6 protein-coding genes are annotated in these 7,234 nt (G+C 65.8%); 2 read left to right on the top strand and 4 right to left on the bottom strand.

Features of this window, described 5'->3' with window-relative positions:
- From AC1DBQ_RS08340 to AC1DBQ_RS08330, 3 genes are all read right to left on the bottom strand, one after another.
- On the bottom strand, window positions 1-1,172 hold a 1,172-nt coding region (locus AC1DBQ_RS08340; protein WP_476928053.1), incomplete at its 3' end, for an aconitase family protein.
- 208 nt (window positions 1,173-1,380) lie between these two features.
- Window positions 1,381-2,796 carry a class I SAM-dependent RNA methyltransferase gene (locus AC1DBQ_RS08335; RefSeq protein ID WP_476928052.1) on the bottom strand — a complete coding sequence of 472 codons (1,416 nt, stop codon included), beginning with the start codon at window positions 2,794-2,796 and terminating at the stop codon, window positions 1,381-1,383.
- Window positions 2,793-4,769 (bottom strand): APC family permease, encoded by a 1,977-nt coding sequence (locus tag AC1DBQ_RS08330; protein ID WP_476928055.1) that lies wholly within the window; start codon window positions 4,767-4,769, stop codon window positions 2,793-2,795. The genes AC1DBQ_RS08335 and AC1DBQ_RS08330 overlap by 4 nt, the downstream gene beginning before the upstream one ends.
- Window positions 4,770-4,922: 153 nt before the next feature.
- Between AC1DBQ_RS08330 and AC1DBQ_RS08325 the strand changes: the two genes are divergently transcribed.
- Together AC1DBQ_RS08325 and AC1DBQ_RS08320 are read left to right on the top strand one after the other, a co-directional pair.
- Window positions 4,923-5,594 (top strand): potassium channel family protein, encoded by a 672-nt coding sequence (locus AC1DBQ_RS08325; RefSeq protein ID WP_476928051.1) that lies wholly within the window; start codon window positions 4,923-4,925, stop codon window positions 5,592-5,594.
- Window positions 5,595-6,338, top strand: a complete 744-nt coding sequence (locus AC1DBQ_RS08320; RefSeq protein ID WP_476928050.1) for a potassium channel family protein — start codon at window positions 5,595-5,597, stop codon at window positions 6,336-6,338.
- A gap of 88 nt (window positions 6,339-6,426) precedes the next feature.
- Here the strand turns inward: AC1DBQ_RS08320 and AC1DBQ_RS08315 are convergent, their stop codons facing one another.
- Window positions 6,427-7,167 (bottom strand): DUF3159 domain-containing protein, encoded by a 741-nt coding sequence (locus AC1DBQ_RS08315; protein WP_476928054.1) that lies wholly within the window; start codon window positions 7,165-7,167, stop codon window positions 6,427-6,429.
- Between the last annotated feature and the right edge of the window lie 67 nt (window positions 7,168-7,234).

Here is a 7,234-nt window from a genome sequence, read left to right as displayed (position 1 = left end):
TCGCGGAACTGCGCCTTGGACTCGGTGAGGATGATGCGGTCCTGCGGGCGCTTCGGGCCGGAGATCGACGGAACAACCGTGGACAGGTCCAGCTCGAGGTACTCGGAGAATTTGATCTCCTTGGAAGGATCGTGCCAGAGGCCCTGTTCCTTCGCGTAGGACTCGACGAGGGCGACGTTCTCTTCGGACCGGCCGGTGAGGCGCAGGTAGTCGAGGGTGACGTCGTCGATCGGGAACATCGCGGCGGTGGAGCCGAACTCGGGGCTCATGTTGCCGATGGTGGCGCGGTTGGCCAGCGGCACAGCCGCGACGCCTTCGCCGTAGAACTCCACGAACTTGCCMACCACACCGTGCTGGCGCAGCTGCTCGGTGATGGTGAGGACGACGTCGGTGGCGGTGGCGCCGGCCGGGATGGACCCGGTGAGCTTGAAGCCCACGACGCGCGGGATGAGCATGGAGACCGGCTGGCCGAGCATGGCAGCCTCGGCCTCGATGCCGCCAACGCCCCAGCCCAGCACGCCCAGGCCGTTGACCATGGTGGTGTGCGAGTCGGTGCCCACGCAGGTGTCCGGGTACGCCCGGACCACGCCGTCAACTTCACGGGTCATGACGGTGCGGGCCAGGTACTCGATGTTGACCTGGTGCACGATGCCGGTGCCCGGGGGGACAACCTTGAAGTCATCAAATGCCGTCTGGCCCCAGCGCAGGAACTGGTAGCGCTCACCGTTGCGCTGGTATTCAATCTCCATGTTGCGCTCCAGTKCGCCGGAGTTGCCGAAGGCGTCAATCTGGACGGAGTGGTCAATGACCATTTCGGCCGGTGCCAGCGGGTTGACCCGCTTCGGGTCACCGCCGAGCTCCTTGACAGCCTCACGCATGGTGGCGAGGTCAACGACGCAGGGCACGCCGGTGAAGTCTTGCATGATCACGCGCGCCGGCGTGAACTGAATCTCGGTGTCGGGCTCGGCGCTGGGGTCCCAGCCTGCCAGTGCACGGACGTGGTCGGCCGTGATGTTGGCACCGTCCTCGGTCCTCAACAGGTTTTCAAGCAATACCTTGAGGCTGAACGGAAGGTTTTCTGCACCTTCGACGGAGTTCAACCGGAAAATTTCGTATTCGGTTCCGGCTACATTAAGTTTGCCTTTTGAACCGAAGCTGTCCACAATGCTCATCGCAGGACTCCTCTCGCAACAGTTTCATCTTTGTCGCGCCGCTGAACCCTTGCTAGTTAGGTCTGCCTAACTAATACAGGCATCAKTACAYAGTGGTACGCAATGCAGGTACGGAACACAGGGAACAGCCGTTCTCGTTAACGGCAGTCTCAMTAACAGCAGTGTTGATGGAGCGCGACGACGGACTACTACGCCCATCCTAGTAGCATCACGGTTGGGGAGTCAGTAACGCCACAGTCTCCATGTGGTGGKTGTGCGGGTAGAGGTCGAAGGCGCGCAGCGCCGCCATCCCCCAGCCGCCCTGCCGGAAATAGCCGAGGTCGCGGGCGAACGACGCCGGATCGCAGGACACATAGGCGATGGCCCGGGGACCGGCGTCGATCAGCTGTTTGACCACGGCTTTGCCGGCCCCGGCACGCGGCGGATCCAGGATCAGGGCGTCAAAGTTGCGGGGTTTCTGCCTGAGCACCCGCTCCACGCGGCCCTGGACAATTTCCACCTGGGCGGCGTCATGCAGGTTCTTGCGCGCATCGCGGCTGGTTCCCGGCGCCCCCTCCACCGAGAGCACGGAGCCCGTCACGCCCACGGCATCGGCCAGGGGCGCCGTGAACAGCCCGGCCCCGGCGTAGAGGTCGGCCACCACGGAGCCCGGCGCGAGGTAACCGCCGTCGTGCAGGAAGCCGGTCACGGCCCCGACGAGCGTGTCCGGGCCGGCCCGGTGGATCTGCCAGAAGCCGTCGCCGGTGACCCGGTAGTCGTGGCCGGCCGCAGATTCCTGGACATAGGTGCGGCCGCGCAGTTGGAGGACCTCGCCGGTGGTCGGGTGCAAACTGGCCACCGAGACGTCGTCGGGCAGCTGCGCCAGGATGCTGCTGAGCCGCTTGGACCTGGTCCCCGGGGCGGGCACCAGCAGCACGAGCGGCCGGGAGCCGTTCGCCGGGGCGGCGACCTCGACCCGCTCGATACCCTGCAGGTCGATATCCCAGAGTCGGAGTGCGTTGATGCCGTMCACGGCCAGCGGCATCTCCCGCACGGGCAGGATGGCGTCGGAGCGGTGGGCGTGCATGCCGAGCTTGCCTGCGGGGGTCACGGCGAAGGCGGCGCGTGTCCGCCAGCCCAGGCCGGCCACCGGGGCATCGCCGTCCCGTGTGTCAGGTCCCGTGCGCTCCGCCGCGTCTTCCGCGGTGTTGCCCCCGGCGGCAGTGCCGACGGMTTCGACGGTGATCTGCCCCGTGGGCGAAAGGTCGACGCCGGCCAGCCGCTTAAGCTGTTCGGCCAGGACCTCGGCCTTGAGGCTGCGCTGGCGTGCCAGGGAGATGTGACCAAGTTCGGCACCGCCGACCGGCGGATGGCGGTGAGACCATGAACGGCCGGAGTCGGCGAGGTCCCAGAAATGCGGTACGCGGTCCGGCGACGGTTCCAGGACCTCCACCACATCTGCACGCCAGAATTTGGCGGACGGGCCGTCGTCGGTGAGCCGGACGCGGACTTTCTCGCCGGGAATGCCGTGGCGGACGAACACGACGCGGCCCTCGTGCCGGGCCACGCAGTGCCCGCCGTGGGCGACGGGCCCGACGTCGACGACGAGCTCGGTGTGGGTGTGCGTCCGGGTGTCGGGGGTCATTGGATATCCTGCAGTTTCTTAGCTTCTTCGGACGACTTCAGCTGCCACGGCACACTGGCCACCATGACACCGGGCTCGAAGTGCAGCCGGGTCTTGATGCGCAGGGCGGTCTGGTTATGGACCAGTTGCTCCCACCATTTGCCGACCACGTACTCCGGGATGTAGACCACGATCAGGTCGCGCGGCGAATCGCGGCGCATGTTCTTGATGTACTCCATGATCGGAGTCACGGTTTCGCGGAACGGGCTTGCCAGCACGGTCAGGGGCACCGGGATTTCGAGTTTCTCCCAGTCGGCGACCGTCGCCTCGGTCTCCTCCGGGCTGATGTCCACGGTGATKGCGTCCAGCCGCGACGGGCKGGAGGCACGGGCGTAGGCGAGGGCGYGCAGCACGGGTTTGCGGACGTGGGAGACGAGCAGCACTGCGTGCACACGGGTGGGCAGGGCGCGCGGCGAGGAGTCCTCGTCCACGGCGAGTTCCTTGGCCACGTTGTCGTAGTGCGCCCGGATGCTCCACATGATCAGGAACAGCACAAACATGGCGAGCAGCGCAATCCAGGCGCCCTGCGTGAACTTGGTGATGAGGACGATCACCAGCACCAGGCCGGTCATGCCGAAGCCGACGGTATTGATGGTGCGGGACTTGATGATGCGCAGCCGCACCGCGGAGTCCTTGGACAGTTTCAGTTCCCGGCCCCAGTGCCGGATCATGCCCAGCTGGCTCATCGTGAAGGAGATGAAGACGCCCACGATGTAGAGCTGGATGAGTTTTGTGACGTCGGCGTTGAACGCAATGATCAGTACCAGGGCGCCCGCCGCCAGGGCCAGGACGCCGTTGCTGAAGGCCAGCCGGTCGCCGCGGGTGCGCAGCTGTMGCGGCAGGTAGCCGTCCTGGGCAAGGATGGAGCCAAGCACCGGGAAGCCGTTGAACGCCGTGTTGGAGGCGAACACGAGGATGACGCCGGTGGCGGCCACCACGATGTAGAACGGGATGGAACCCGCGCCGAAAACGGTCTGCGCAATCTGGCTGATGGCCGGGTTCTGGATGTACCCCTCCTCCAGGGGCTTGCCGTTCAGGAGGAATTCCGTGGCCGGATCCTGCACGATGTGCACCTTGGTGGCGTTGGCCAGGTAGATGATGCCGGCGAGCATGGCGGAGGCAATGACGCCGAGCAGCAGCAGCGTGGTGGCCGCGTTCTTGCTCTTGGGCTTCTTGAAGTTGGGCACGCCGTTGCTGATGGCCTCGACGCCGGTTAGGGCCGCGGCGCCGGAAGAGAAGGCGCGCAGCAGTAGGAACGCGCCGGCCAGCCCGACGAGACCCTGATCGAATTCCGGTTGCGGCACGATCGTGAAGGCCGCCGACGGCGCCTGGCCCAGCTGGCCGGTCACGGCCTGGAAGATGCCGACGGCGGTCATGCCAAGGATGGAGGCCATGAAGATGTAGGTCGGTACGGCAAAGACACTGCCGGCTTCCCGGATGCCGCGAAGGTTCACGAGGGCCAGGATCACAACACCGATGGTGGCAATTGCGGCCTGCTGGCCATGCAGGGAGGGAACCGCGGTGGTCAGGTAGGTCGCGGCCGATGACATGGAGACGGCCACGGTCAGCACGTAGTCAACCAGCAGCGCGGCGGCCACGGTGAGGCCCGCATACTTGCCCAGGTTCACGTTGGCGATCTCGTAGTCGCCGCCGCCGGAGGGATAGGCGTGGACGTTTTGGCGGTAGGAGGCCACAACGGTCAGGAGCACCACCATGACGGCGAGGCCAACCCACGGCGAGATAGCGACGGCACTCACGCCGGCCAGGGCCAGGGTCAGGAGGATTTCATCCGGCGCGTAGGCCACGGAAGACAGTGCGTCCGAGGCGAAAATGGGTAGCGCGATCCGCTTCGGCAAGAGCGTGTGGGCCAGACGGTCGTTCCGGAAGGGCTTGCCTACCAGCACCCGCTTCACGGCATTGAAAATTGTCAGCACCACACAAAGCTAGTCTGATTCGGACGCGATGTCATGACGGCGAAGTCGGCGTGCGCAATGATCCGCCAGGAGGCCCGCGGCCTTGGCCTTCGTGCGTCCCGTGGCCGGTAGAGTTTTACGCAGTATMAGACGCAGAACCAAGAGGAGGCCCATGTGGCGCACTTCGTGATCATGGGTTGTGGCCGTGTCGGGGCAACCCTGGCACACACGCTCGAGGAAGCCGGCCATTCCGTGGCCATTATCGACCAGGACGACCGTGCCTTCCGGCGGCTCCGTGCGGGCTTCACCGGCCGCAAGGTCACCGGGGTCGGCTTCGACCGCGAGACCCTCAAGCGGGCCGGCGTCGAGGAAGCCTACGCGTTCGCGGCGGTCTCCAGCGGCGACAACTCCAACATCCTCGCCACCCGGGTAGCCCGCGAGACCTTCCACGTTCCCCACGTCGTGGCCAGGATTTACGATCCGGGCCGCGCCGAAATCTACCAGCGCCTGGGTATCCCCACGGTGGCCGCGGTCCGCTGGAGTGCCGACCAGGTGCTGCGCCGCATCCTGCCGGAACAGCACRTCGCCGGCGATTTCCGCGAGCCCTCGGGCCGCCTGGTCCTCGCCGAGGTGGACCTCAACCCCGGCTGGATCGGGCACCCGATCACGTCAATCGAGAAAGCCGCCGGCATCCGGGTCGCGTATCTGACCCGGTTCGGCGAGGGGACCCTGCCCGCCGCCGGCATGTCCTACCAGGACGGCGACACCGTCCACKCCATGCTGAACGTGGACCGCAGCTCCGAGGTCGGCCATATTCTCGCCAAGTCCCCCGCCAAGGAGTCCTAAGTGAAAGTCGTCATCGTCGGTGCCGGAAGCGTCGGATCCTCGATCGCCCGTGAACTGCTGGCCCACAAGCACGAAATCCTGCTGATCGATGAGAAGCCGGAGGTCATCGGCCGCAGCGGGCTGCGCGGCGCCCACTGGCTGGTCGGTGATGCCTGCGAGCTGAGCACGCTGCAGGACGCCAAACTCGAGGACKCCGACGTCGTGGTTTCCGCCACCGGTGACGACAAGGTCAACCTTGTGGTCTCACTGCTGGCCAAGACGGAATTCGGCGTGGGGCGGACCGTCGGCCGGGTCAACAATCCGAAGAACGACTGGATGTTCGATGATTCCTGGGGCGTCGACGTCGCGGTTAACACCCCGCAACTCATGACCGCCCTGGTGGAGGAAGCGGTGGAGATCGGCGACCTGGTCCGGCTGCTGACGCTTCAGACCGGGGTGTCCTCGCTGGTGGAGTTCACGGTCCCGCATGATTCCCACGTGATTGGCCTGACCGTGGGCGATGTCCAGTGGCCCGAGGACTCCACCCTGGTAGCGATCCTGCGCGACCAGGCACCCATCACGCCCAGCCGCGACGACGTGATCGACGGCGGCGACGAGTTGTTCTTCGTGACCACGATCGCGGCCGAGGACGACCTCCGCGCCTTGCTGGCGCCCGAGTCCCCGTTCGATGATCAGCACCCGGTGACCTCGGACCAGCACGGCCACGTKACCCAGCCGGCCGGAGACGACGGCTTCGACGGCTGACAGGCTTTAAACCACAGTTGCGCTATCAGTTGTGGCTGTTCTCAGGACTGGGAACAGCCACAACTGATAGCGCAAGCGGTTAGTCGAGCTATTTTGTTTCGGCTTCTGCGTCGGCCAACACCGGCGCGGGCCGCGTGAGCAGCCAGGCAATCCAGACGCCGAGGATGTAGAGCGGGGCACCCATGAGCAGCCGGGTGGTGGCGAGGGCGGCGAGGCCCTCTTCCCCCATGAAGTAGAGCGGCACCTGCACCACGAGCCGCAGGACCAGCACGGAAACAATCACCCACGTGCCGATCCCGTAAGCCTTCACCCGCTTCGGATCTTTACGCCAGTCCAGGCCCTCGTTGCGGATGAAGCCAAAGAGCAGGCCGGCGATCGGCCAGCGCACGGCCACGGAGATGGACATCGCCAGGATGTAGCCGATGTTGGTGAAGAACCCCAGGACATAGAAGTTCTCCGCTTTTCCCGTCGAGGTGGCAAGCCAGGCGGAAAGCCCGACGCCGATGAACCCCGCCAGTGCCTGCGTCAGGGGCTTGCGCTGGACCAGCCTGGCCACGGTAAAGGCGGCGGCCACCGCCACGGAAGCGATGACGGCCACCGACAGGTTCTCCCGGTCGATGGTGAAGGCGATCAGGAAGACGAGGCCCGGCAGGATGCTCTCCGCGATGCCCTGGATGCCGCCGGCGCTTTTGAGTACGTCAATATTGCCGTTGCTCGACCGGTGCAGGCCGGCCTTCGCCGCATAGTCGCCCGCAAGTTGGGCCACGGTCGGCTGCGAAGCAATAGGCTGGGAAGCGACGGGCTGTGAGACTGTCGGCTGCGAAGCAATAGGCTGTGAGACTGTCGGCTGCGAAGCAATAGGCTGCGAAAGAGTCGGCTGGGACGCGACGGGCCGG

The organism is Arthrobacter sp. 10T413_2 (assembly GCF_056394205.1).
The sequence above is the reverse complement of the archived record's forward strand: the minus strand, read 5'-3'. Positions and strand labels throughout refer to the sequence as shown.